This window comes from Erythrobacter sp. MTPC3 (assembly GCF_042854385.1).
Taxonomy (GTDB): Bacteria; Pseudomonadota; Alphaproteobacteria; order Sphingomonadales; family Sphingomonadaceae; genus Erythrobacter.
Genome location: NZ_BTGP01000004.1, coordinates 172020 through 195424 on the forward strand (window position 1 = coordinate 172020; position 23405 = coordinate 195424).

Here is a 23405-nt window from a genome sequence, read left to right on the forward strand (position 1 = left end):
CGGATGTGGGGGTTTTTATGCAGTTCAGAATTGCACTTGCAGCGGCGGCTTTCGTCGCCGCCGTGCCAGCGGCGGTGTCGGCACCGATGGCCATGGCTCAGGAAAATGCGGCGGATGCCGCCAGCATCAGGGCGGTGCAGGCCCATGTCGATGCCTATAGATCGGGCAATCTCGACCGGTTTGTGGCGACCTTCGCGCCGGACGCAGTGGTCACCGCCAACGGCATGACGGCAGTAGGACGCGCGCAGATCAAACAGATGTATGCGCTCAATTTCGGCCCCGGCGCGCCCGGCATTCGCATCGACGATAGCGGTATGAGCGGCGGCAATGTCTACCTATCAGTAGCCTACACGTTCGCCGATGGCACTGAGGTTTGCTGCTCCTATTCGGAGTATCAGGTAAAGGGCGGAAAGATCGCCTCCTTGACCGCGTATTGATGGCTTAGAGGCAGCGTAAAGAGGGGCAGCACAGGTCTGCACGGCCTACACCACCCCTCTCCTGCGACCCTGCGGACCGAAGTCTCAGGGCAAGCTTTTAAAAGCTTTTCTGAACCCCGACCGTCACGGTGTAATCGGTTGGCATTTGCGGGCCGTTGAGGTCCTGCACCAGTGGCAGGCCAGCTTCGACGCCCAAACGCCATCCTTTCAGCGCACCGCCGGTCGCAGCGTAATTCACGCCGCCGAATGCGGTCACGCTTTCTCCACCTTGAAAATCGGGGTTGGCAGTTTGAACCGGACCGATGATGGCCGGATCAATGCCGTCCACACGCCCTATCATTTCCGCCTGAACGCGGGCTGAAAGGGCGACGGACGGTGCCAGCGATGCGGCGAACCATGCCGTGGCCATCGCTTTATCGCCGAGTGAGTAATCGGCATCGTTTTCGCCGATCCGGATAACGCCCTTTACCTGCGCGCCCCAGCCGAACTTTTCCGATTGCGCGCGGTAGGTAATGCCCGGCTCCAGATCCCACGTGCCCGACCCGATCTGCATCGGATAGGGCGTGCGCACGGTCGGTGCCGCGCCCATCGGTGTGAGGATTTCAGCCTCTTCGGTGATGGTGCCGGTCGGGACCGATATACCCGCATTGATGTGGACATTGTCAGTCAGACCGATAAGCGCGCCCACCTTGGTATCGCCAAGGTCAGCGGTGCGGGTGCGGAAATTGCCAAGCTGCGTTGTTCCGGCACCGCCTTGAAAGGTGATGTGGTCCATCTCTTTGGTGATGTAATTGCCCATCACCATCAGCGTGACCTGATCGGATAGCCCATACATCATGCCCGCCATATGCATGTCCATCCGCATCGATGTCGGCACGATCCGCAGCGTCGGCGGCTGACCAGTCTCTCCGAAAAAGCGATTGGGCACGGTGGTCGCAACCTGTTCCGGCGTCACGCTGTCGGTGCCGATCTGGATACCGGCCATGTCCATATGCATCAGCCGGTAGCTTATCATCCATTCGCCCTTTGCATGGCGGTGATCGCCCATCACACCGATGGGCGCATGGTCCAGCGCATCGACGCCGGATTTGCTATCATCGTGACCTTCATCAGCCATAGCGGGAGCAGCGGCGCACAGCGCGCCAGCGAGTGCGAGCATACTGCCCGCCCTGTAAAGCGTAGTCATTGTATTCTCCTGAAATCTGAAAGTGCTGTTCAGATCAGGATCGGCGGGCCAGTCGCTTCGTATGCGGGATAGGGCGGACGGGTTGCCAGCGCGCGGATGGGCGCAGGCTGTGGCATTTCACGCGGCGCGATAATTCCGCCGATTGAAGGTGTTTCGGGCGGAAGCGTCGGACCGCAGGCAGAGCAGCACGGATTGGCGGCATTGTTACCTGAATGATTGTCATGACTACCGCCCTCAGCCGCCGATGCGGAGTGATGGGCATGGTCTGGCATGGACGTTTCGGCAGCGAGCGGAGCGGCCCGCGCCATATCCAGACAGCACGGCGCGCCAACTACGCTGCGGACGGCAATCGCCAGCAGCATCAAGGTGAGAAATACGGGCCGTCTGCGCCGATCCATGTCCGTCTGTTTAGCGTGCGGCGAGAGCCGAACAAGCAAAATGCGGAGACCTGACCGCTGTCCTACATGACCCGACCCGGCTATGGCGGACCCAAATGGCGCGCCGATCATTGCGGTCATAAGTTGGAGAAATGTCACCCGATGCCTACATTCGTATCACTCTGAAAACACAGCAGAACACCCTGTATGACCTGCATGACACTTTGCCCGATCTGTCATGCACGTCCTACAAATCGGCCATGCGCCGCCAAACCTTCGCGCTTGCAACATTGCCAGCCTTCCATAAAAGCCGCCGGACTATGACAGAAACAGCACTCACAGACGCAGCCCGTTCATCCAAGGCATGGCCATTTCAGGAGGCACAACGCCTCGCAAAGCGGCTGCGCGGCGGAAAACCGGGCGATGCGCCGGTGCTGTTTGAAACCGGCTATGGTCCGTCGGGCCTGCCGCATATCGGCACTTTTCAGGAGGTGCTGCGCACGACATGGGTGCGCCGCGCCTATGAAACGCTGACCGGCGGCGCGCCGACGCGGCTGGTCGCGTTTTCCGATGATATGGACGGCCTGCGCAAAGTGCCCGACAACGTGCCGCAGCAGGATATGCTGACCGAGCATCTGGGAAAGCCACTATCGCGCATCCCCAATCCGTTCAACACGCCGTTTGACAGTTTTGCCGCGCACAACAATGCGATGCTGCGCGAATTCCTCGACAGTTTCGGCTTCGATTATGAATTTGTAAGTTCATCGGACCGTTACAATTCCGGCGAGTTTGACGATGCGCTGCGCGGTGTCCTCACGCATTTCGATGCCATCATGGACATCATGCTGCCGACATTGGGCGAAGAGCGCCGCCAAACATATTCTCCGGTCATGCCGGTCAGTCCATCAACCGGCGCGGTGCTTCAGGTGCCCATCGAAGTGGTCGATGCAGCGGCGGGCACGATTCGCTTCACCGATGAAGACGGCAGCGTGATCGAACAAAGTGCGCTGGGCGGCCAGTCCAAATGCCAGTGGAAGGTTGACTGGGCGATGCGCTGGGTCGCGCTGGGCGTGGATTATGAAATGTATGGCAAGGATCTGACCGATAGCGGCGTGCAATCGGGCAAGATCGCGCGCGTGCTCGGCGGGAATAAGCCGGAGGGGCTGATTTACGAGCTGTTCCTCGATTCCAAGGGTGAGAAAATCTCCAAGTCGAAAGGCAACGGCCTTTCGATCGACGAATGGCTGGAATACGGGACCAAGGACAGCCTTGGCTTTTACATCTTCGCCAACCCGAAAAGCGCCAAGCAATTGCATGCCGGCGTCATTCCCAAGGCAATCGACGATTACTGGCAATTCCGCGAACGGCTGACCGAACAGCCGCTGGACAAGCAGCTTGGCAATGCGGCGTGGCACATGCTGCGCGCGAATGAGAGCGAAGTGGGCGCGGACGCTCCGGGTGCTGGCGACAGCCTGCCGGTGCCGTTCAGCCTGCTGCTCAATCTGGTGGGCGTGCTGGGGGCCGGGGCAAGCAAGGATGCGGTCTGGTCATACCTCGACAATTATATCGAGAACGCCGATCCCGCTGCGCACCCCGAGCTTGATCTGCTGGTTGAAAAGGCGATCAATTACAACCGCGTATTCGTCGCTCCGACTTTGAACAAGCGTGCGCCTGTGGGCGGAGAGATCGCGGCCTTGCAGGCGTTGGACGCTGCGCTGGCCTCTGTCGAACCGGGCATCACGGCAGAAGATTTGCAGACTATGGTCTACGAAATCGGAAAGCGCGAGGAGTTCGGATTTGAAAACCTGCGCGACTGGTTCCGGGCGCTGTATGAAACGCTGCTGGGCAGTGAGCAGGGGCCGCGCATGGGCAGTTTCATTACGCTCTACGGGCTGGAGCCGAGCCGCAAACTGATCGCAGAGGCGCTGGCTAGAGCATAGGCGCGCGGGCCTGAACGCCCGAATTGCGCTTTCCTACGTCCACTTCCGGGTGCGATACCACTTGGTAATGACGTATTTGCTGCCTTTCAGGACCGGGGTTCCAGCGTGCATCGTCGCCTCGTTCGGGATGCCGTCCGGGGTGGCGTTGTTCCACACCAGCAGGACGCCGGGTTTCGGCTCAACATTGATGCCGATCTCGGTGAAATGCGTGCCGCCGCCAGCGCCCACTTCATTGAGATAGGCCATCGCGGTCCAACTGCGCTGGCCGCCGCGTTTGCGTTCATGCTCCCAGTATTTTTCGGAGGTGTAGAACCAGTCATTGTGAGGTTTGAACTGTTGCCCTTCCAGATACCGCTGCCCCTGGATCGCCTCCCCCACGATAGGGTTCATGCCAAGCAGATCGTCGATCCGGCGCGATATGCCCATGACGAAACTGTCGGTGGGATCAAGATCGCCCGAATAAGAGGTGCGAAAGCTGCTTTCATACCCGATTTCGTGCAGGGAGGATGGCCGCGCGATCAGATCAATCATCACGCACAGCCGCTCGCATTCCGATGCGCTGAGAAAGTCGCCGATCGCATACATATCGGCCTTGTCCGTCTCGATCCGGTAGGCGCCCGGATCGGCGTCCAGCCGCTCCCGCACGCTTTTGCCGAGACGTTTCAGCCCGGCCTGATCGGGAATCGCTTTGGTCTTGGTCATGATGTCCACCGTTAGTCGGGTTGAGGATGCAAGGTCAAAACCGAACTTTTGCTGAATGGCAGCGCGCGAGGTTTGCTCCGTGACGGTTGCCTGTTGCAAAGAAAAACCCCCGCCGGATTGCTCCAGCGGGGGTCTGTGCCTCATCGATAAGATGAGAAGAGGGTGTGAATTACCAGAAGAAATCGTAGATCACGTCGACCACTTCGCCTGTGTAGATATCCACCAGCATTACGTCGTCATAATAGCGGACCCAGCGATATGGACCGTACACCTCCGGCAGACGATAACGCCACGGATCGTTGATGTAATACCTCGACGAGAAGAACAGGTTATCGAGGTAGAACCCTATATTGATCCGGTTGTAACGGTGACCGCGGAACGGCGCGTAATACCGGCCAAGACGGAACAGGCTGCGGTTTGAATACCGGTAGTTGTTCCAATTGTACCGGCGGTTCTGACGCCAGGTGCGGTTCCATTTGCGGTAATTACCATTGCGGTAGGCCCGGTTATATGCCCGGCGTGTGTCACGGCGATAATCCCTGCGATCTTCACGGGCGTCACGGCGCCTCTCGGACCGTACACCATTGCGGAACCCCTGATTACGAGCCCGATCGACGCGGCGTTCGTTGCGGCGTTCCACGCGGCGGTCAACCTGACGCTCTACGCGCCGATCAACCTGACGTTCTACGCGCCGATCATTGCGGCGATCAACGCGCCGTTCTGCCCGGCGTTCAACTGCACGATCCGAACGGCGCTGCTGCGCCTGGTTGCGGAAGTTGCGGTCCTCGCGAACCTGCTGACGCTGACCACGGTTTTCTGCAGCCTGTTGGCGCTGCCCGCGATTGTTCTGGCGGGTTTGCTGACGCTCTCCGCGATTGCGTTGACCCGTTTCCTGCCGCTCGCCGCGATTGTTTTGCCGCGCATCGCTGCGCTGGCCGCGATTGTTCTGCCGCGCCTCGCGCTGCTGTCCGCGGTTGTTCTGACGGGTGCTGCGGCGTTCGCTGCGGCGTTCTGCGCGGCGTTCGCTTCGGCTTTCGGGTTGTTCAGCTTCGGCTTCGACCGCATTGGTCGCTGCCATGGCTTCTTCGGGCGGAGCTACCAAAGCCAGCGCAAAAGCGAGGGCCGACAGCGCACTTCCCTTTAATAATAGGGTTACGTTCAAGAGTGCCTCCTGTGTTACCGCCCCACCACAAACGGCTATTTGATACTTAACGTTACGACTTGATACGAAGCTTCTACCGGCGAGTCGCTGTCGTGACCCTTAACCACTCATGCAGGCTTTTGTTAATGTTCGCCGATGTTTTTATTAACAGGCTTGATTGCCCCACTCAAAGGACCAATTGAGCACGATGTTCACCACCCTAGATGATGTGCGCCGCGACGTTGCCGACCGTTTGATCCGCGGGGCAAAGGATCGCAAAGTGCCGATGCATTCGCCAGTCGTGGTCACCAGCGATGTCGATGCGCGGGTGATGGTCCTGCGGGACTTCGACCGAAGCACCTGGACGCTGCGTTTCCACACCGATGCGCGCGCGCCAAAGGCGAAGGTGATCGCAGCCGATCCGCAAATGGCGGTGCTGCTGTATGACAAGGGTGCGAAAATCCAGATCCGTGCAAAGGGTATCGGACGGATCGAACAAAGCGGTCCGGTTGCAGACGCGGCGTGGAATGATGCGACCAATTTCGCCCGGCGCTGTTATCTGGGCGATGGTCCCGGTAGCGCGTCGGTTGCGCCAACGTCGGGACTGCCGGACTGGGCGGAGGGCATCCAGCCCACCGACGAACAAATCGCCCCTGCGCGGGAGAATTTCGCGGTTCTGCTGATCGAACTGCAGCAGATCGACTGGCTTTACCTCGCCAATAGCGGCCATCAGCGCGCGCAATTCGCTCGCGGCGACGGGAGTGATTGGAGCGGCAATTGGGTGACGCCGTAAGCGGTCGCCACCCTGTTTGCAGGTATCAGCGCGTCAGCTTTTTATAAGCGAGACGCGTCGGACGGTCCGCCGCATCGCCCAGACGGCGGCGCTTGTCTTCCTCGTACGATTCGAAATTTCCCTCGAACCATTCGACATGGCTGTTGCCTTCAAATGCGAGGATGTGGGTCGCCAGACGGTCCAGGAAGAAACGGTCGTGCGAGATAACCACGGCGCAGCCAGCGAAGTTCTCAATCGCCTCTTCCAGCGCGCCCAGCGTTTCCACGTCGAGATCGTTGGTCGGTTCGTCCAGCAGCAACACGTTTCCGCCCTGCTTCAGCATCTTGGCCATGTGCACGCGGTTACGCTCACCACCGGAAAGCTTGCCGACATTCTTTTGCTGGTCGCCGCCCTTGAAATTGAACGCGCCGACATAGGCGCGGGTCGAGGTGTCGTGACCATTGACCTGCATGTAATCAAGCCCGTCGGAGATTTCCTCCCAGACATTGTTGGTCGGCGTCAGGTCATCGCGGCTCTGATCGACGTATCCAAGGTGGACAGTGTCGCCGATTTCGATGGTGCCGGTGTCGGGGGTTTCCTGCCCGGTGATCATCTTGAACAGCGTTGATTTGCCCGCGCCGTTCGGACCGATCACGCCAACGATGCCGCCGGGCGGCAGTTTGAAGGACAGGTTTTCGAACAGCAGTTTATCGCCGTATGCTTTCGAGATATTGTTCGCCTCGATCACCTTGCTGCCAAGGCGTTCGGGAACCTGAATAACGATCTGCGCCTTGCCCGGCTTGCGGTCGCCCTGCGCATCCTGAAGCTGTTCAAACTTGCGAATACGCGCCTTTGATTTCGTCTGACGCGCCGCCGGTGTCTGCTTGATCCATTCCAGCTCGCGCGACAGCGCCTTTTGACGCCCGCTTTCCTCGCGGCTTTCCTGCTCGAGCCGCTTTGCCTTCTTCTCAAGGTAGGTCGAATAATTGCCCTCGTATGGGTAGTAAGAGCCGCGATCCAGCTCCAGAATCCATTCGACAACATTGTCCAGGAAGTAGCGATCGTGCGTAATCATCAGCACGGCGCCGGCATATTCCTTGAGATGGTTTTCCAGCCATTCGACCGATTCTGCGTCAAGGTGGTTGGTCGGTTCGTCCAGCAGCAAGATGCCCGGTTTCTGGATCAGCAACCGGGTCAGCGCGACGCGGCGTTTCTCACCGCCGGAAAGGTTCGTGACTGCCGCATCGGAGGGCGGGCAGCGCAGTGCCTCCATCGCAATTTCGAGCTGGTTGTCGAGAGTCCAGCCATCGACCGCGTCGATCTTTTCCTGAAGCACGCCCATTTCTTCCATCAGCGCATCGAAATCGGTGTCGTCCTGCGGATCGCCCATTTCGGCAGAGATCGCGTTGAACCGTTCGACCATGGTGGCGGTTTCGCCAGCGCCTTCGCGAACGTTTTCCAGAACCGTTTTGCTTTCATCCAGCTGCGGTTCCTGCGGGAGGTAACCGACGGTTATGTTCTCGCCGGCCCATGCCTCGCCCGTGATATCCGTATCGATCCCGGCCATGATCTTGATCAGGGTCGATTTGCCTGCGCCATTGGGGCCGACGATGCCGATTTTCGCGCCTTGGTAGAATTGCAGGCTGATGTTGCTCAGCACCGGCTTCGGGGCGCCGGGGAAAGTTTTCGTCATGTTCTTCATGACATAGGCGTATTGCGCGGCCATCGGGGTCGTCCTTGTAGATCAGAAAAGTGCATGGATTGCTTGGCACTGCAAATAGGGCGCAGACACGGGGAGGGCAAGCTGGACTTGGACCGGCAGCGGCGATAGCAGCCAAACTTATGAAAAAAGCACTCTTTCTCTCCGCCGCCATCCTTTGCCTCTCCGCGCCGCTTGCCGCCGACGGACACGGATCGCATGATACACCGACCACGCTGGAGGCTGCGGCGGATAAAGCGTTGACTGCCGATACGTACGCCTGGGATTTTGTCGAAGGTGTCACAACCGAAGTGGGGCCGCGTCAGGCGGGGACCGAGGCGGAAACGCGCGGGCGCAATTGGGCGATGCAGTGGCTTACTGCCCACGGTTTTCAGAATGTAGCCGATGAACCGTTCGAGATGGAAACGTGGGTGCCAGGCGAAATTCACCGCGCTGAAATCGTGAGCCCGTTTCCGCAGCCATTCGTGATCCAGCCGCTTGGCGGAAGTGCCTCTACCGGGCCTGATGGCATCACCGCAGAGGTGGTTCTGTTTGATAACGTTGATGCGCTGCGGGCCGCGCCAGAAGGCAGCCTGACGGGCAAGATCGCGTATATCTCGCATTCGATGACGCCCACGCAGGACGGCTCGCAATACGGATTTGCAGGACCAGCGCGCTGGGTCGGCGCAGGCATTGCCAAACAGAAAGGCGCGGTCGCCACGGTCATCAAATCGGTCGGCACGGATTATCACCGCAATCCGCATGTCGGGGGCACTACATTCCGCCGCGCCGATGGATCCACCGATGTGGGCCGCGCTGTGCCAACTCCCGCTGGCGCGTTGTCGCTGCCGGATGCAGCGAACCTCGAACGGATGTTCGAACGCGCCGATGGCCGGCCGATCACGATGAAATTGACGCTGACACCGGAAGATCTCGGCACAACCATTAGCGGCAATGTCGTTGGCGAGATCGTCGGCAGCAATCCATATCTGCCGCCTGTCTTGCTTGCCTGTCATCTCGACAGCTGGTGGAATGCGCCGGGTGCTTTCGATGATGGTGCGGGTTGTGGAATCATTGCAGCTGCGGCGCTGAATGTGCAGAAAACAGGCCAGCCGCTTCGCACCATTCGCGTGCTTTTTGCAGGTGCCGAAGAAGTCGGGCTGTTCGGATCGAGCGCCTATTCACTGGCGCATATCGACGAAAAAATTGCCGTAGGTCTGGAAAGCGATTTCGGTGCGGACCGTGTCTGGCGCTTTGAAAGCAATTTCCGTGAGACGAACGCCGATCTTCACGCGCGGATCGCGCAGGCGGTTGCACGGTTCGGGGTCGCCAATTCGGCCATTCGGGCAAGCGGCGGAGCAGACCTTAACATCGTTCGCGATCAGGGCGGCGCGATTATTGACCTGCAACAGGACGGCACGCGCTATTTCGATCTCCACCACACGCCGGATGATACGCTGGACAAGATTGATCCGGTGCAACTGCGTCAGAACGTCGCCGTGTGGACGCAGGTGGTCGGCATTCTCGCAAATGAGCCGACTTCGATCCAGACCGGCGGCCCGATCCCGAGCGCGCCTGCAATCATGGAAGAATAACCGGCACCTTTCGCCCGCCACGTGCGTTCTGTTGGAAAAGGGAGAGCAGCTATTTTCGTTTCGCAAACAGAATTTGATGTGGTCCTTCGCGGCCTGATCCTTGGTGCCATCGCGCTAATATGGATAACTATAATCATCCGTATCAACGGCCTGAGGACCTTGTCCAAGATGACGAATTTCGATTTCGTTGCAACGGTTGCGCTTGGCAGCGTATTGGCGGGGGCTGCCCAGGCGACCGATTGGGCGGGTTTTTTTCAGGCATCAATCGCGATGGGAGCCATAGTTTTCGCTCAGGCCATGTCAGCCCGCCTGCGCAAATCGTCCGATGCGTTTCAGGATTTTGCCCAGAACGAACCGGTCATGTTGATGCGGGACGGTGAGATTCTGCACGATGCGCTCACGAAAACGCGCGTTACTAAAAGCGATCTGATCGCAAAGCTGCGCGAGGCGAATGTGCTCGATTTTTCAGAGGTGCGGGCGGTCGTGCTGGAGACGACCGGGGACGTGTCAGTCCTGCACGGTGACAGATTGAGTGAACAGCTGATCGAGCAGGTGCAAACCGATTGAGGCGTGGCGGGTCAGGGTTCTCGGACCCCGGAAATGCCCAAATTGTTGAAATGCCTAATTCGTTGAAATGATGGTCGGGGAGAGAGGATTCGAACCTCCGACCCCCTGTACCCAAAACAGGTGCGCTACCTGGCTGCGCCACTCCCCGACATTCATTTCACTCGTCCGCGTGCCCTGCAAGAGGCCTTGGTGGGCCCGGCAGGATTCGAACCCGCGACCTAGCCGTTATGAGCGGCCAGCTCTAACCGCTGAGCTACAGGCCCACAAAGTCCTCAGCGTCGCTTTGCGGCGCGAACGAGAACGGCCCCCTACAGCGGCAATTCACGATTCACAAGCACCAAGCCGCGCTTATTTTTCGATTTGTCCATTTACTGCCGAGAAAACCGCCTGCGTCGTCGTTGACCTGATCCCGCGCCGGTCGAGATGGGCATAGATATCGCGCATCCATGCTTGCAGCGTTTCGAGGTCTTGCGCAGTGCGGACATAAGGCGTGTTCCCCGGGGCGAGAGAGGGGCTGTGCAGCGACATCACGAGCAGCGACAGCCCGTCATCCAGCGCAAGGTCGATGGCAGTCCTTGCCTCATCACTGGTCACACCTTCGGGCGTGAGCGGAATCCGTTCTAGCAGCGATAGCCGTGACAGCGCGGAATTGACCATCGGCATCGCGCCCGACGCCTTTCGCAGCGACTTGCCGAACTGGCGGGCAATTCCGCCGTAAACGCTCGTCAATGGCAGCTCCAGCACGCTGCGGTCTGCGTTTGCCCAATAGGGACGCACTGGATGATCGGAGTAATCCGGCCCTTTCTCTGCGCTGTAATCGAAAAGGGGACGCACGGATAGGTCAATCCGGATGCCTGCCTTTTTCAGCATCGCCACGCTTTGCGGACCCAGGCCGTATCGACCACTGCGAAAGGCAAGCGGCCGCTTTCCGAAGGCGTTTTCATAAGCCTCGCACAGCGCGTTCAGCTTTGCCGCCTCAAGTTCAGGTGGAAGGTTCCCGGCGAAGGAATTGCGTGCGCCCAGCTCCTCTTCAAAGGGCGGAGTGACCCATGAATGAAGCTGGATGCCTGCCTCTGCCGCGCCGCGGTTTACAGCGTCGGAGATGATGGCGGTCGCTGCGGAATCGTTGAGAATGGGCCAATCGCACAGATAAACCGGGAGAGCGCCCAGATTCTCGCACAATTGCTGGAAATCGGCGATGACGGGCACGTGGGTCAGGCCGTGCCTGTCGCGTGTGAAGGGGCCGTTCCAGTCGAATTCTTCTTCCGTATCGACGGTCAGCAGAACCCGCCGGCCGAAATCTTCGCCCAGATCGGCCATTCCGCCCGGCGGCGCTGGATCAAGAATAGAGCCCTGTGCCATCGCAAACGCCCTCCCGGATATATCTGGCCGCCATATGTCGGGCGAACCGGCTTTCTAGCGATTGCGGTCCGCGCATTGGCGGATTTGGGTGTCAGGCCCGCGCGCCGGCTTGATCCACATTATCAGGGCTAGGCAGGGCGTCCTCTCCGGTCAAGAGCGGCAGGCACAGCGTCACATCCTCGTCGCTCACCGCCAGATGGCCACCAGCGGCCTCGGCCTCGGCGCGGGCCAGCCTTAACGAAAATCCGGCGCCGAAAATTCCCGAATTGATCGCGTTGCCAACCGGCTTTGCCTCGGCTGCGAAAATGTCGTCTTCTTCAATCAGCTGAGTCGGCAGGTCGCAGGTAAGCAGCGCCCGTTCGCCCTCAACCGTTATTTCGGCGCCCAGCATTTCACCCGAGGCGCACAGGCCGCCCAGTGTCGCCAGCAATCGCCATATTAGCGCCTCGGCATCATCGGGATGCAGCATGATCGGCACGTCGCCCGCCGCCTCTGCATCGAAATCGATCCCCGCCATCCGGGCGCGCAGCACTTGGCCGATCTGGTTTGTCACCTGCTGTGCAAGCGCGGTGAGGTCGGTCGCGCCCGCCTCTGTCTCGATTGCGCCCGTTTCCAGCTTGGCGAGCCGGTCCAGCTCTTCAAATCCGGCTAGGATACGTGCTGCATCCGATGCAATCGCTGCAGCCAGAGCGCGATATTCATGCGGGGCAGGGCCGAACAATTGCTGCTGGATCACCTCCGCATACCCCTGAACCGCTGTCACCGGCGTGCGCAATTCGTGCAGCAATTGCCGGATGCGGTCCGCTTCGCGTGCGGCAGGCGAATTGGCATCGCGGCCGCCGCCGCCCAGCCGCCTGAACCGGCCTAGATAACCGGAGAAATTTCCATCCTTGGTAAAAGAGGGCTGGGCATCCACGATCCAGCGTCCGGCAATGTCGCCCGCCCCTTCGATCTCGAATGCCGCCTGGGAAATCGGTTGCCGCCTGCTGAATGCGCGCTCCAGCACGCTTTCGCCGTCCGCTTCGCCCAGCACGGGCGGGCGCACCAACCGTGTGCCGACAACCATCGGGGCGACTTCGCTTTCCGCCCAATTGATTCGGCCCGATGCGTCTGCGGAAAACCCGAATGCCGTGCTGCGCCGCTCAACCGGCTGGGTGACTTCGCCCAGCGGCAGGCGCGGGGAGCGGTCCGTGTCGGTCGGCGTCAGATCGCGCGTGCGGCGGAACTGCGCTATTCGTTCGACCAAAGCGGAGATTTCGCTGCGCCCGCTATCAGCGGCATCCATCGCGCGCGCCGGCTGGGGCGTGTCTCTGCGTGGCGGCTCTGTATCGCCGGTCGATAGGTCAGGCTGCGTGGCCTGTGACACGAGCGATACGTCCGGCTGCGCGATTGCCGGCTCTGCGGCTAGGGCTTTATCTCGAATTTCAGGGCGCGGCAGCCCGCGGTCATGCACGCCCAACCTTTCGAGCAAAGCCTCTGTATCGAGCGGCAGATCGCGCCGCAGCCGCAAAAACCCGCGCGCACGCACCGGCAGGCGCGGGATCAGGCTGGACCATTCCTCTGCGGAAAGCTGGACGCGGTTCAGCGCAGCGGATGCGACGTCCGGTTCCTGCTCCGCCAGATGCGCGGCAAGATCGGGGTTGCGAAACCGCCATCCGGCCTCGCGGATCATCTCAGCACGGTTGCGGGCCGGAATATCCTCGGCGAGTTTTTGAAGGCGCAGCCATGCCGCCGCGACCATGCTGTGGCTGCGATCATCCTGCGAGGCGAATTTACGGTTGCCGAGGATGTCGAGCAATTGCCTGAACTGTGTGCGCGCGCCAGCCTCGCTCGCGGCGCGTTGGCGCAGCACAGTAGCAAGGCGGTCGTCAAAAAACATCAAAGCTCCAATTATGTAAACGATGCGCGCAATGATTTGGGCACTCGGATTCCATGATGACGCTTACACCATGAGATAAATGTTAAACGCGAACAGTCACACTGCGTTGCAAAGCGGGACAATTGCTGGCAAACCTAATAATATTAGCGTTGCACGCATGCTTGCAGGCATGTTCTTACGCTTAAATGATCATTCCATTGCGGCGCTGGATCGAGCGGCGCTGCTGTCGCATTGGGGAACTGGGTAACAATGGCCAATCTTGACGATATCGACAAGCGCCTGCTTTCCGAGCTTCAGGCAGAGGGCCGCGTCACCAATGTGGAGCTGGCACAGCGCGTCGGATTGACCGCGCCGCCCTGTCTGCGCCGGGTGCGCGGGTTGGAAGAAGACGGCGTCATACGCGGCTATCATGCCGATCTCGACCCATCAAAACTGGGTTTCGCCATCACCGTTTTTGCGATGGTCAGCCTTAAAAGTCAGGCAGAAAGCGCGCTGCGCGAATTCGAAGACCACATGGCTGGCCTCGCGGAGGTGCGCGAATGTCATATGCTGAATGGCGAGATTGATTTTATCCTCAAGATCGTGAGTCAGGATTTGCAGAGCTTTCAGGAATTCCTGACCGGAAAGCTGACGCCTGCACCCAATGTCGAAAGCGTGAAAACGTCGTTGACCATCCGCACCTCTAAACAGGTGCCCGGCGTCCCGCTTTAAGTGGGAAAGGCGGCGTTGGGCCAGTGCCCGCGCGGCTCATTTTGCCTTCGATTGAGGGGCGCTCGCAGCGCCGCCTGCTTCAATGCAGCTTTAGCCGGGGTCTGACGATGCGGTTCACCCGTCCGATCAACATCAGGAACACCCCCTTCATCCAGCCATGGATGCCGAGCAGATGCAGTCCGTAAAGCGAGGTGTAGATGAAACGCGCGATCCGCCCTTCAACAGCGAGGCTGCCGCCGACAAGGTTGCCCATCAGGCTGCCCACGGTAGAAAACCGGCTGAGTGAGATCAGCGATCCCTTGTCACGATAGACAAAGGTTTTCAGCCGCTTACCCTTAATTGACCGCACGATGTTGTCATACACCGTTCCGGCCATCTGGTGCGCTGCCTGCGCGCGCGGCGGGATGGGGGCTTGCTCGCCTTCGGGAATGTAGGATGCGCAGTCGCCGAGTGCGAAAATGCGGTCATCATCCAGCGTTTGCATCGTTTCGCGCACCTTGATCTGGTTGCGCGGATTGGTTTGCAGGCCAAGCTCGCTGAGGAATTCGGCCCCTTTTACCCCTGCAGCCCAGACGATGAGGTCGGCTTCGATGGTCTCGCCAGAGCTGGTCTGCAAAACGCGCGGACGCGCCTCAATCACCTGCGTATCGGTTTTCACTTTTACGCCAAGCTCGGTGAGCTCGTGCCGCGCCGCGTCCGATAGGCGTTCGGGCAAAGCGGGCAGTATGCGCGGCCCCGCCTCCAGCAGGGTGACGTTGAGGCGGCTTTCGTCGAACACCTCCAGCCCGTAATGCCGCAGCGCGCCGGCTGCGTTGTATAATTCGGCCGCCAATTCTACCCCGGTGGCTCCCGCACCGACGATGGCGATCTTCACCTGCTCGTCCGCGTCCGGATTTGCCATCATGGCCCGGCTGACGCGCAGGCAGTGATTGAGAAGCCTGGTCCGAAACTTGTCGGCCTGATCGCGCGAATCGAGGTAGATGCAGTGCTCTTTCACACCGGGCACGCCGAAATCGTTGGAGATCGATCCAACTGCCAGGACCAGATAATCATAACGGATCGTGTGGCCGGCGATGACCTCGGTCCCGTCCTTGTCATACATCGGCGCGAGGCTGATCGTGCGGGCATCGCGGTCGATCCCGTCAAGGCGGCCCTGAAAAAAGCGGTAGCCCCATCTATAACAATGCCCGCGGTAGCCAACCTCATCGAGGTTTGCGTCAAGCGATCCGGCGGCAACTTCATGCAAAAGCGGCTTCCAGATATGGCTGAGGTTGCGGTCCACCAGAATAATGTCGTGATGTTTGCGCCCGAATTTCGCGCCGAGTTTGCGCACCAGCTCCAACCCGCCAGCGCCGCCGCCTACTACGACGATCTGGGTTTTGCGCATTGATCTATCTTCGATCCGCTTTTCTGTAGCCGGCTCTGCCGTGTCCCGCGCCGCATCCGCGTCATCGTCCAGCCTGACGGCGGACGAAGCTTTGTCCGGATCGGTTTCGAGAAAGGAGCTGTGTTCCATAACCATTCAACGCGCTTTCACTCAGCTTGTGCCCCGAAAAGGATGCTGACTTCATACCTGTGAATACACAAGCAGTTCTTATCTGGCTTGCAGCCGAAGTATCAGCACGTCCCAAGCTCTTACTTCAGACCAAAATGCAATAAATCCAGCGGTCTAGGTTGAATTCCTACAAATCCAACGCGGTCAGGATAGATCAGCTGCCTGTGAGCTATTTGGGATTAACTCTTATGCGCAATCAATGAGTTAGCGCGGTGAATGATATGGTTAACAAATCGTTAAAAGGAGGAGAACGATGAAGTCAATACTTTCGATTGCAGTAGCCGGCGCATTTCTGGCGATGAGCACGAGTGCAACGGCTCAAGACGCTCCAAAGTTACCGGTTTCTCCGGTAGAAAAAGGGAAGGACGTAAAGAAAAAGCCCGACGGTTTTATTCCGGACACCCCGCGTGTGCCTGACACCGATGCACCAAAAGTCGACACGCCAACCCCCAATGTCGATCCCAAAACGAAGCCAGATGGATGGGTGCCCGATACGCCCAAGGTTCCCGACTGAACAAGCTGGCGGAGTGACCTGTGCGTCACTCCGCATCGCTTGTTACGCCGCGAATTTATGCAGGAGTATCTGAACGCTTGGGAGAGAACGCCATGCCCGTCTGGCGAAGAGATGTTGTGAGCGCTGGCGCGATTGCCGCGATGGCTTTTTCGGTCCCGTCCTACGGGCAATCGGTCGCCGTAGATACAAACAGCGAGATGGGACTCTATAGCGAGCTTGATCCGCGCATCAGCGAAGTCGCCGAGGTAAATATTGAGGCGACAATCGCCAATTGGCGGTTAGAGGCGACGGTCGAAACGCATACAAGCGACGAATTTGGCTTTGCGCCGCATAATGACCTGCCAACCGGCGGTTTTCTAAATGAGTTCGGTCAGGACCATTTCAGATCGTCTCAATTGGAACGCTTGGAAGTTTCACTTTCCCGATATGAAAGCATCGCGGACGGACTCTGGGTGTCGGCCACTGCGGGTCTCACCTTTGCCACAGAACGCGTCTTTCGCGATTACTATTCAGAAATCGGCAGTTTTGAAGCGGGTCTGTTGTACTCGCACGAGGACACTTTTTACTGGGTCGATCAAAGGCGCGAATTCATTCAGAGTGATCGCTTCGCTACTCGGCACACCTGGCATTCTCAGGCCGGGTTTTCGCGTCGTTTGCGTGATGGTGACCAGATCGGCGTGATGATTTCTCGAACGCAGTACCCCTTCGATAGTTGGGGCACATCGACCGCGCTTTCCATTTTCGGCACGCAAAATTCGGCGTTTGGTCCGATAAAGGGATGGCTGGCCGCGCAACAATTTGGTGAGCGCCAAGGCGTTTCGGCTGCGCTCGCCTTCGAACAAGAATTCTGAACCCGCTGCTAGGTTTCGCGTTTTTCCAGCCAGTCCTCGAGCCATTTGATCGAATAATCGCCGTGCAGCACATCATCCTGACGCAGCAATTCCTGATGCAGGGGGATGTTCGTTTTCACGCCTTCGACCACCATTTCTTCCAGCGCGCGGCGCAGGCGCATGATGCATCCTTCGCGGGTGCGGCCATAGACGATCAGCTTTGCGATCATGGAATCGTAATAGGGCGGAATGCGGTATCCGGCATACAGGCCGGAATCGACCCGGACATGCAGGCCGCCAGCGGCATGGTAATACGTCACTTCGCCCGGTGACGGGGCAAAGGTGAAGGGGTCTTCGGCGTTGATCCGGCACTCGATGGCGTGGCCGCGAAACTCCAGCTCGTCCTGTGTTACGGACAACGGCTTTCCAGCGGCGATGCGGATCTGTTCCCGGACAAGGTCAACGCCGGTGATCGCTTCGGTTACCGGATGTTCGACCTGCAGGCGCGTGTTCATTTCGATGAAATAGAACTCGCCATTTTCCCACAGAAATTCAATCGTGCCCGCACCGCGATAGGCCATATCGCGCATCGCTTTTGAACAGACCTCGCCCATCCTCATGCGCTCTTCGTGCGAGATGACGGGGGAGGGCGCTTCTTCGAGCACCTTCTGATGGCGGCGCTGGAGCGAGCAATCGCGCTCACCCAGATGGATCGCCTTGCCATTGCCATCGCCGAACACCTGAAATTCGATATGGCGCGGATTGCCGAGATATTTCTCGATGTAGACGGTGGCATCGCCGAAAGCCGACTTCGCTTCATTACCGGCGGCTTGCATCAGGCTGGCGAGCTTGTCTTCGCTTTCGCAGACTTTCATGCCGCGTCCGCCGCCGCCCGATGCGGCCTTGATGATCACCGGATACCCGATTTCGGCGGCGATCTTCTTGCCCTCTTCAGGGTCGGAAACCGCGCCGTCCGATCCGGGGACCAGCGGCAGGCCCAGTTCGCCAGCGGTTTTCTTTGCCTGAACCTTATCGCCCATGGTTCGGATATGCTCAGGCTTTGGCCCGATCCAGGCGATGTCATGCGCCTCAACGATCTCGGCGAATTTCGCGTTTTCCGACAGGAAGCCATAGCCGGGGTGGATCGCGTCGCATTGCGCAACCTCCGCGGCCGAAATAATGTTGGCCATGTTTAGATAGCTGTCGGTGGCAGATGGCGGCCCGATGCAGACCGCGTGATCGGCCAACCGGACATGCATCGCATCGGCATCCGCAGTGGAGTGCACGGCGACCGTCTCAATGCCCATTTCATGCGCTGCGCGGTGGATGCGCAAAGCGATTTCGCCGCGATTGGCGATCAGGATGCGGGTAATGCTCATATCTGCTCGCTTACGCGATGACGACGAGTGGCTGGTCGAATTCGACCGGCTGGCCGTTATCGACAAGGATCGATTTGACCGTGCCGGACCGGTCGGCGGCGATCGGGTTCATCACCTTCATCGCCTCGACAATCAGCAAGGTGTCGCCTTCGCCCACCTTGTCGCCGACCTTGACGAAATTCGCAGCGCCCGGTTCCGGGGCGAGATAGACAGTTCCCACCATCGGCGATTTCATCGCGTCCGCAGCGTCAGCGGCAGGCACAGCTTCCGGCGAAGGAGCCGTACCGGGGGCAGCAGCGGGTACAGCCAGCGGTGCAGCGGCAACCGGCGCTGGAGCAGCAGCCGCAACGCCGCCGCGCGAAACGCGGATCTTGCGCCCGTCATCTTCGACTTCGATTTCTGTAAGACCCGTCTCGTTCAACAATTCCGCGAGTTCGCGGACGAGCTTGGATTCTATGTTCATGCCGGAATTTTTTCCGGCGGCCGGCTTACTGGTAGCCATGCGTACCCCTTGTCTAGTTTCATGCGTGACTATTGACGCCAATTGCGGCTGGCAAGTGGCAATGCACCGATGTCACCGAAATGCGCGCGGTTTTCTAAACCTCGCCCGACGCTACGGCTTCCAATGCGATCCGGTACGAGTCGGCGCCGTGCCCTTCGACGGTTTTCGCAGCCGCCTGCCCGATATAGCTGATATGCCGGAATTCTTCGCGGGTCTTGGGATCGGACAGGTGCACCTCGATCACCGGGGTCGCGATCGCTTTTATCGCGTCGAGCAGGGCAATCGAGGTGTGCGTGTAGGCAGCGGCATTAAGCAGCACCGCACGCGCCCCCTGCGCCTGCGCCTCATGCAGCCAATCGACGAGCATCCCTTCGTGATTGGTCTGGCGCATGTCGATCGCAAGGCCCAGATCGCGGGCGCGGTCTTCCAGCATCCCTGCAATATCATCGAGCGTCTGCGTACCGTAAATGTCCGGCTCGCGCAGGCCCAGGAGGTTGAGATTGGGACCGTTGAGGACGTAAACTGTGTTGCTCATCCTGTCGGGGTTAGCGCCTGCCAACCCCGATAGGAAGCCGTGATCGTGCTTACCGTTCTACGCCTTTGACCTTACCCCACTGACGCGCAGCGGTGTAGCCGAGATAGCCTGTGCCAAACAGCGCGTAGAGCGGTTCGGGCAGGCCATTGAGATACGCGTTCATACCGCGCGCAATCTCATCTGCGGTGGAGGGGCTGAATGCGGCAAGGATACCCATCGGCAGCGCCCACAGGATGATGGCATACATGACATACAGGAAACTGGGCCGCGCCCTGCTCGTCCATGGATCTTGCGAATTGGCCTCGGCGACGATGGCTTGCAGCCGCGCTTCGATCAGGCTCATCTCCTGCGTGCCTTCGAGTTTGAGCAGTTCCAGCTTGGCCTTGGCGCGGGCTTCCTTGTCAGGGATCACCTTGTCGATGATCGAGGTGATGGGTCCGATGAGAGATTCGAGAATGGCCATAGATCGCGCTCCTGTGGAATGAGTCGCGCCGTATAACCAAATGGGTTATTGTAGGAAAATACGAAGTTCGTATCAGGTTCTTCCCGCCTCAGCGAGCAGCCGCTCGGCCAGCGCGAGGTGCGGGCGGTCCAGCATGTTGCCGTTCATTGAAACTGCACCCGCGCCCGGATTGTCGGCGAAAGACTGCACCACGGCCCGCGCATGTGCGATCTCTTCGGCGCTCGGCGTAAAGGCTTCGTTGATCGGGGCCACTTGCGCAGGATGAATGGCCAGCATCCCGCGAAACCCCTGCGCCCTGACACGGCGGGCGCGCTCGCTCAGTTTATCGAGGTCGCGAAACTCCGGCTGCACTGTTTCAATCGGAGCGACGCGCGCTTTCACTGCGCCCAGCAGGCACAGGCTGCGCGCCATTTCGAAAACGTGGGTGTATTCGCCGTCCGGCCCGCGCTGTTGCTGCGCGCCGAGTTCGCTGGACAGGTCTTCGGCGCCCCAGCTCATGGCGACCAGTCGCGGCGCGCCGTCATAGGTGCCGGTGGTAAACATCGCCGCAGCCGTTTCGGTGACGAGCGCCGCGACCTTGATTGATCCCTGCTCGATTCCGCAGGCTTTTTCCCGCTCGGTCAACATCGTGTCGAGGGTCGCCACATCGTGGCCGCCTTCGGCTTTGGGCAGGAAGACACCGCCGGGCGCGCGTTTGCCGATGATCGCGTCCAGATCGTCAGCGGTCCAGCCGGTCGAGAGCGGATTGATCCGCACCCAGACGTTTGCTTCCGCAGGCGCAGCGGCGATGGCATCGGCCACCAATGCGCGCGCCGCGCCCTTGTTCTCCGGCGTGACCGAATCTTCGAGGTCGAGCAGCGCAATGTCCGCCTCGCTCGCGATGGCCTTTGCCATCTTCTTTTCGCTGTCGCCGGGCGCGAACAGCCATGATCGCATAGGGGGCAGGGCGGTTTTGCTGTCGGTCATCGTCAATCCTCTCGGCTGCGGCGATATGCCGAAACCGAAACGATGCGCAACCGTCAGAACGAACCTTCGATATCGAATGAATAGATCGTGCCGAACTTGCGGCGGCGTTGTTCGCTGAAATCGACGAGCCCGGCGGCACGATCAAGGAAGATCGTCCGGTCGAAAGTGTCTTCCTGCGAGAGGAGGTTGCCTACCCGGAACCGGGCGGTCATTCCAAACACGTCCTTGTGCTCCACAAATACGCGGGCAAAACCGGGCCGTTCAAGTCGCACGGAAAATTCGTCGAGACGCAGGCTGGGTCGGTCTTCGTCCTGCCGGTAAACCGCGCCGACAGCCCACGGGGTGCCGAAGAAATCCTGCCGCAGCTCGACCGAGTAATCGTAATAATCGTTGTCCGAAATTTCGCGCGCAATCCCGGTGAGCGGGTCGATCACTTCGCTCTGAGTAATCGATGCGTCCGCATCGAGCCGCAGGCCGCGCGCGCCGATGCTATCGAAGAGCAGCGTCAATTCCCCGGACAGGCCCGATATGGTTGCAGCGTCGATGTTGCCCGGTGCCTGCCCGCCTCCGGGAATTGGAACCTGATCGACGATATCGCTGATCTCTTCGTGAAACGCCCGCAGGTTGAGCGATCCCAGCGCGCCAAGGCTTTGTGTTGCCTCTATCTCGAACAGCCAGCTTTGCGGCGGGACGAGATTGGCGTTGGTCACGTCGACCCGGTCCTGATCGAGGTTGGCCGTCGCGATGAAGTCAAAGAAATTGAGCTGGCCGACCTCGCGTTCGATCCGGCCCGAAAGGTTCAGCGTATCGGTCGCTTTCCAATCCAGCGCGGCGAACCCCTTGGGCCGGTAAAAGCTGCGCGTCTGGCCCAGCGGCCCGCTTTGGCTGATTTTTGAATATTCGCCGCCCAGCGATATTTGCATCTGTAAATTGTCGGCCAGCGCCCTGCTATAGGTTGCGCTCGCTTCCACGCGGTCTTCATCAACGCGGGCGCTGGAACCGGTGAAGGGGAAGGGTTCCAGCGTGCCGTCATCGCCGCGAACCTGAAGATCGGATTCGATATCGAGGAAGTTCTGCGCCCCTTCCAGCGCGAATTGCAGATCGCCGCCCAGGCCGCCAAAGGTGTATTCGCCGCGCAGGATCGTTTCGCCTTCATCGGCATCGCGCGCAAAAACGGAGCCTTCGGGCGCGCTGTCATCCGCGAACAGGGTGATGACGCGCGAAACCGTCGGGCTGTCTTCGTATCTGTTGTATGCGATCAGTTTAAACACGCCGCTGCCGAGGCCAAAACTGTAATCGGCGCCGATTTCGTAATTGAATTCATCGTCGCGCGATGTGAACAGGCGTGACCTGTCCACCGGATCAACCGGGCTGATGCGCTCCGATGTTTCGGTCTGCCTGAAAATGTACCCTTCAACCGCGCCCGTCAGGTTCAGGATATTGCCGTCGTTGGCGGTGCGAGCATAAGACCCCGACAACGTTATCCGGTCGGAATTGAAGTTCGATTTTTCGTCGCGCACGTCGATCAGCTGGCCGGCCGCGTCGAACACCTGTTCGACACCTTCATTGCCGCGCCTGCCGGAATCGTTTTCAAGGCTAAGCGTCCATTCGGAATTTTCACCGCCGCCCGCCAGCGATACCTGCCCATCTCCCCAGCGGAACGGGACGCCGAAACTGCGCCATTCCGCCGAATACCTGAACTGCCCAGCAATCCCTCCGGTGGATCGGGTGATGACATTCAGCACCTGCCCGGTCAGGCCGCCAATATCTAGGCTGGCCCCATCGACAATTTCCAGCCTGACGACTTCCTCGGCGGGAATACGCTGTAGCGCCTCTATCGGGCCGTTGGTCTTGCCAGAGATTCGCTGTCCGTTGACGATCACATTCGTGTTTGCCTGACCCAGCCCGCGATTGCCGTCATCCGACTGGATGGAAAAGCCGGGTATCTGCTGCGCCATGTCGAGCGCGCTTCTGGGGGCGAACCGTTCGAAATCCTCGGGCAGGAACACGCGGCGGGTGCGAGCGGAATCGGTTTGCGAAGACCCTTCCTGCGCGGCAGCCGCTTCCTCTGCGCCAGTTTCCTCTGCCGCGGAAATAGACACATCATCTCCCATCGCCTGTGCAGAAGAAGATACCGCGACGAGCGTGATGGCAGCACTCGTCAGAAGGGAGGCTCTATGGGTCATGTGCGATTGAAAGCTTTCGTCCGGCGCAAGGTTGATGCTGCGCATTGAACGAATGTTGTCGTCCTGCAAGTGCGCGGTGCGCAATCAACGAGGGTTTTCGACAAACT

Annotated in this window: 22 protein-coding genes and 2 tRNA genes; 8 read left to right on the forward strand and 16 right to left on the reverse strand. The window is 59.5% G+C overall.

The window, feature by feature from the left end:
- Positions 1-17 precede the first annotated feature (17 nt).
- Positions 18-437 (forward strand): nuclear transport factor 2 family protein, encoded by a 420-nt coding sequence (locus ACGHU1_RS07450; protein WP_390585235.1) that lies wholly within the window; start codon positions 18-20, stop codon positions 435-437.
- A gap of 97 nt (positions 438-534) precedes the next feature.
- Here the strand turns inward: ACGHU1_RS07450 and ACGHU1_RS07455 are convergent, their stop codons facing one another.
- Both ACGHU1_RS07455 and ACGHU1_RS07460 read right to left on the reverse strand, forming a co-directional pair.
- Complete coding sequence (locus tag ACGHU1_RS07455; protein ID WP_390585237.1) at positions 535-1623, reverse strand: transporter; 1089 nt, start codon at positions 1621-1623, stop codon at positions 535-537.
- A 29-nt stretch (positions 1624-1652) separates the two neighbouring features.
- Positions 1653-2021 (reverse strand): hypothetical protein, encoded by a 369-nt coding sequence (locus ACGHU1_RS07460; RefSeq protein WP_390585239.1) that lies wholly within the window; start codon positions 2019-2021, stop codon positions 1653-1655.
- Between the two features lie 299 nt (positions 2022-2320).
- On the opposite strand from ACGHU1_RS07460, the gene ACGHU1_RS07465 reads away from it, so the two are divergent.
- A complete protein-coding gene (locus ACGHU1_RS07465) occupies positions 2321-3940 on the forward strand; it encodes a lysine--tRNA ligase (protein ID WP_390585560.1) in 1620 nt (539 codons plus the stop codon).
- A 33-nt stretch (positions 3941-3973) separates the two neighbouring features.
- On the opposite strand, the gene ACGHU1_RS07470 is transcribed toward ACGHU1_RS07465, so the two are convergent.
- The gene (locus tag ACGHU1_RS07470) at positions 3974-4642 is read right to left on the reverse strand and encodes a prolyl hydroxylase family protein (protein ID WP_390585241.1); all 669 of its coding nucleotides are present in this window, start codon (positions 4640-4642) and stop codon (positions 3974-3976) included.
- A gap of 169 nt (positions 4643-4811) precedes the next feature.
- Complete coding sequence (locus tag ACGHU1_RS07475) at positions 4812-5804, reverse strand: RcnB family protein (protein WP_390585242.1); 993 nt, start codon at positions 5802-5804, stop codon at positions 4812-4814.
- 187 nt (positions 5805-5991) lie between these two features.
- Between ACGHU1_RS07475 and ACGHU1_RS07480 the strand changes: the two genes are divergently transcribed.
- Positions 5992-6576, forward strand: coding sequence for a pyridoxamine 5'-phosphate oxidase family protein (locus ACGHU1_RS07480; RefSeq protein ID WP_390585244.1), 585 nt, complete (start codon positions 5992-5994; stop codon positions 6574-6576).
- Between the two features lie 25 nt (positions 6577-6601).
- On the opposite strand, the gene ettA is transcribed toward ACGHU1_RS07480, so the two are convergent.
- A complete protein-coding gene (gene ettA / locus ACGHU1_RS07485) occupies positions 6602-8281 on the reverse strand; it encodes an energy-dependent translational throttle protein EttA (protein WP_390585246.1) in 1680 nt (559 codons plus the stop codon).
- Between the two features lie 116 nt (positions 8282-8397).
- On the opposite strand from ettA, the gene ACGHU1_RS07490 reads away from it, so the two are divergent.
- Together ACGHU1_RS07490 and ACGHU1_RS07495 are read left to right on the forward strand one after the other, a co-directional pair.
- Positions 8398-9849: a M28 family peptidase gene (locus ACGHU1_RS07490; RefSeq protein ID WP_390585248.1), complete on the forward strand. Its 1452-nt coding sequence runs from the start codon at positions 8398-8400 to the stop codon at positions 9847-9849.
- A 168-nt stretch (positions 9850-10017) separates the two neighbouring features.
- Entirely contained in the window at positions 10018-10416 is a 399-nt protein-coding gene (locus ACGHU1_RS07495) for a DUF421 domain-containing protein (RefSeq protein ID WP_390585251.1), read from the forward strand.
- 71 nt (positions 10417-10487) lie between these two features.
- Here ACGHU1_RS07495 and ACGHU1_RS07500 read toward each other — a convergent pair.
- The 4 genes from ACGHU1_RS07500 to ACGHU1_RS07515 all read right to left on the reverse strand — a co-directional run bounded on the left by ACGHU1_RS07500 (position 10488) and on the right by ACGHU1_RS07515 (position 13657).
- Positions 10488-10564 (reverse strand) — tRNA-Pro (locus ACGHU1_RS07500).
- 39 nt (positions 10565-10603) lie between these two features.
- Positions 10604-10679, reverse strand: a tRNA-Ile gene (locus ACGHU1_RS07505).
- An 85-nt stretch (positions 10680-10764) separates the two neighbouring features.
- A complete protein-coding gene (locus ACGHU1_RS07510) occupies positions 10765-11778 on the reverse strand; it encodes a polysaccharide deacetylase family protein (RefSeq protein WP_390585254.1) in 1014 nt (337 codons plus the stop codon).
- 91 nt (positions 11779-11869) lie between these two features.
- Positions 11870-13657 (reverse strand): sensor histidine kinase, encoded by a 1788-nt coding sequence (locus tag ACGHU1_RS07515; RefSeq protein ID WP_390585257.1) that lies wholly within the window; start codon positions 13655-13657, stop codon positions 11870-11872.
- A 249-nt stretch (positions 13658-13906) separates the two neighbouring features.
- Here ACGHU1_RS07515 and ACGHU1_RS07520 point away from each other — a divergent pair, with 249 nt between their 5' ends.
- Complete coding sequence (locus ACGHU1_RS07520; protein ID WP_390585260.1) at positions 13907-14368, forward strand: Lrp/AsnC family transcriptional regulator; 462 nt, start codon at positions 13907-13909, stop codon at positions 14366-14368.
- A gap of 79 nt (positions 14369-14447) precedes the next feature.
- Here ACGHU1_RS07520 and ACGHU1_RS07525 read toward each other — a convergent pair whose 3' ends face one another.
- The gene (locus tag ACGHU1_RS07525; protein WP_390585562.1) at positions 14448-15755 is read right to left on the reverse strand and encodes an NAD(P)/FAD-dependent oxidoreductase; all 1308 of its coding nucleotides are present in this window, start codon (positions 15753-15755) and stop codon (positions 14448-14450) included.
- Positions 15756-16176: 421 nt separating this feature from the next.
- On the opposite strand from ACGHU1_RS07525, the gene ACGHU1_RS07530 reads away from it, so the two are divergent.
- Both ACGHU1_RS07530 and ACGHU1_RS07535 read left to right on the forward strand, forming a co-directional pair.
- The gene (locus ACGHU1_RS07530; RefSeq protein WP_390585262.1) at positions 16177-16437 is read left to right on the forward strand and encodes a hypothetical protein; all 261 of its coding nucleotides are present in this window, start codon (positions 16177-16179) and stop codon (positions 16435-16437) included.
- A 116-nt stretch (positions 16438-16553) separates the two neighbouring features.
- A complete protein-coding gene (locus tag ACGHU1_RS07535) occupies positions 16554-17288 on the forward strand; it encodes a hypothetical protein (RefSeq protein ID WP_390585264.1) in 735 nt (244 codons plus the stop codon).
- Positions 17289-17296: 8 nt separating this feature from the next.
- On the opposite strand, the gene accC is transcribed toward ACGHU1_RS07535, so the two are convergent.
- The 6 genes from accC to ACGHU1_RS07565 form a co-directional block, all read right to left on the reverse strand.
- Entirely contained in the window at positions 17297-18646 is a 1350-nt protein-coding gene (accC, locus tag ACGHU1_RS07540) for an acetyl-CoA carboxylase biotin carboxylase subunit (RefSeq protein WP_390585267.1), read from the reverse strand.
- A gap of 10 nt (positions 18647-18656) precedes the next feature.
- Positions 18657-19109: an acetyl-CoA carboxylase biotin carboxyl carrier protein gene (accB, locus tag ACGHU1_RS07545; RefSeq protein WP_390585269.1), complete on the reverse strand. Its 453-nt coding sequence runs from the start codon at positions 19107-19109 to the stop codon at positions 18657-18659.
- 133 nt (positions 19110-19242) lie between these two features.
- Positions 19243-19683 carry a type II 3-dehydroquinate dehydratase gene (locus ACGHU1_RS07550; RefSeq protein WP_390585271.1) on the reverse strand — a complete coding sequence of 147 codons (441 nt, stop codon included), beginning with the start codon at positions 19681-19683 and terminating at the stop codon, positions 19243-19245.
- Between the two features lie 49 nt (positions 19684-19732).
- Entirely contained in the window at positions 19733-20146 is a 414-nt protein-coding gene (locus ACGHU1_RS07555) for a holin family protein (RefSeq protein ID WP_390585273.1), read from the reverse strand.
- Positions 20147-20218: 72 nt separating this feature from the next.
- A complete protein-coding gene (locus ACGHU1_RS07560; RefSeq protein ID WP_390585275.1) occupies positions 20219-21112 on the reverse strand; it encodes an HpcH/HpaI aldolase/citrate lyase family protein in 894 nt (297 codons plus the stop codon).
- A gap of 53 nt (positions 21113-21165) precedes the next feature.
- Positions 21166-23343, reverse strand: a complete 2178-nt coding sequence (locus tag ACGHU1_RS07565) for a TonB-dependent receptor plug domain-containing protein (protein WP_390585277.1) — start codon at positions 23341-23343, stop codon at positions 21166-21168.
- Positions 23344-23405: the final 62 nt, after the last annotated feature.

Coding starts and splice junctions, on each gene's coding strand:
- ACGHU1_RS07530 (WP_390585262.1), top strand. CDS start 16,177: ATGAAGTCAATACTTTCGATTGCAGTAGCCGGCGCATTTCTGGCGATG.
- ettA (WP_390585246.1), bottom strand. CDS start 8,281: ATGGCCGCGCAATACGCCTATGTCATGAAGAACATGACGAAAACTTTC.
- ACGHU1_RS07455 (WP_390585237.1), bottom strand. CDS start 1,623: ATGACTACGCTTTACAGGGCGGGCAGTATGCTCGCACTCGCTGGCGCG.
- ACGHU1_RS07550 (WP_390585271.1), bottom strand. CDS start 19,683: ATGAGCAACACAGTTTACGTCCTCAACGGTCCCAATCTCAACCTCCTG.
- ACGHU1_RS07490 (WP_390585248.1), top strand. CDS start 8,398: ATGAAAAAAGCACTCTTTCTCTCCGCCGCCATCCTTTGCCTCTCCGCG.
- ACGHU1_RS07495 (WP_390585251.1), top strand. CDS start 10,018: ATGACGAATTTCGATTTCGTTGCAACGGTTGCGCTTGGCAGCGTATTG.
- ACGHU1_RS07465 (WP_390585560.1), top strand. CDS start 2,321: ATGACAGAAACAGCACTCACAGACGCAGCCCGTTCATCCAAGGCATGG.
- ACGHU1_RS07565 (WP_390585277.1), bottom strand. CDS start 23,343: ATGCGCAGCATCAACCTTGCGCCGGACGAAAGCTTTCAATCGCACATG.
- ACGHU1_RS07470 (WP_390585241.1), bottom strand. CDS start 4,642: ATGACCAAGACCAAAGCGATTCCCGATCAGGCCGGGCTGAAACGTCTC.
- ACGHU1_RS07560 (WP_390585275.1), bottom strand. CDS start 21,112: ATGACCGACAGCAAAACCGCCCTGCCCCCTATGCGATCATGGCTGTTC.
- ACGHU1_RS07480 (WP_390585244.1), top strand. CDS start 5,992: ATGTTCACCACCCTAGATGATGTGCGCCGCGACGTTGCCGACCGTTTG.
- ACGHU1_RS07450 (WP_390585235.1), top strand. CDS start 18: ATGCAGTTCAGAATTGCACTTGCAGCGGCGGCTTTCGTCGCCGCCGTG.
- ACGHU1_RS07525 (WP_390585562.1), bottom strand. CDS start 15,755: ATGCGCAAAACCCAGATCGTCGTAGTAGGCGGCGGCGCTGGCGGGTTG.
- ACGHU1_RS07515 (WP_390585257.1), bottom strand. CDS start 13,657: ATGTTTTTTGACGACCGCCTTGCTACTGTGCTGCGCCAACGCGCCGCG.
- ACGHU1_RS07520 (WP_390585260.1), top strand. CDS start 13,907: ATGGCCAATCTTGACGATATCGACAAGCGCCTGCTTTCCGAGCTTCAG.
- accB (WP_390585269.1), bottom strand. CDS start 19,109: ATGAACATAGAATCCAAGCTCGTCCGCGAACTCGCGGAATTGTTGAAC.
- accC (WP_390585267.1), bottom strand. CDS start 18,646: ATGAGCATTACCCGCATCCTGATCGCCAATCGCGGCGAAATCGCTTTG.
- ACGHU1_RS07460 (WP_390585239.1), bottom strand. CDS start 2,021: ATGGATCGGCGCAGACGGCCCGTATTTCTCACCTTGATGCTGCTGGCG.
- ACGHU1_RS07555 (WP_390585273.1), bottom strand. CDS start 20,146: ATGGCCATTCTCGAATCTCTCATCGGACCCATCACCTCGATCATCGAC.
- ACGHU1_RS07510 (WP_390585254.1), bottom strand. CDS start 11,778: ATGGCACAGGGCTCTATTCTTGATCCAGCGCCGCCGGGCGGAATGGCC.